Raw genomic sequence first — 697 nt, forward strand, 5'->3', positions numbered from 1 at the left:
GCTGAGACGGGAACACTGGTGCGATTCGCAGATGACCTTGTTATCCTATGCAAAACCAAAGAGCAGGCGCTGAGGGCGATTGACGTCCTTAAAGCGGTATTCGGAAAGCTGGAACTCGAAATGAATAAGAAGAAGTCGAAGCTGATCAACCTGTGGGACGATAAGCAAGGCTTCGACTTTCTGGGGATGCATCACCGGAAAATACCAAAGAAGCTGAGAGGGAATAAGACGGCTTCCATTCTTCGCAGCTATCCATCAAAGAAAGCGATGAAGAACATGAAACAGAAGGTAAAGGAAACGACCGAACCGAGAAATCGTCTACACTGGACGATGAACAAAATGGTGGAAGAACTGAACCCCAAGATTCAAGGGTGGAAGAACTACTACGGACTGGATTCCTTTGCAAATCTATTCCTAAACAAAATCGACTGGTATATCCGCAAGCGTCTTACGCTGTTCTGGAACAAGAAGCGCAATCGTCGTAACAAGCACGGCAAGTCTAGAGAAGCCGCAGTGGCGGCGCAACTCGCAGGACTTAAGAAAGTCGCCAGCTAAGAAAGTACCGTAACGCTGAAGGAAGAAGAACATCGGAAAGCCGGATGAGGGAAAACCTCACGTCCGGTTTGATGAAGGGGGGGCTGGAAAAGTAAATGGAGGGCTTGCGCCCTCCAATGAAATTCCAGTTCTCTACTCTACC

General features: G+C 48.4%; 1 protein-coding gene. It reads left to right on the forward strand.

Annotation, left to right across the window (positions count from 1 at the left end):
- The coding region (locus ACFFT4_RS30265) for a group II intron maturase-specific domain-containing protein (RefSeq protein WP_378052861.1) at positions 1-555 on the forward strand (555 nt) is incomplete at its 5' end.
- Positions 556-697 lie beyond the last annotated feature (142 nt).

The organism is Cohnella cellulosilytica (genome assembly GCF_042431195.1).
Classification (GTDB): Bacteria; Bacillota; Bacilli; order Paenibacillales; family Paenibacillaceae; genus Cohnella; species Cohnella cellulosilytica.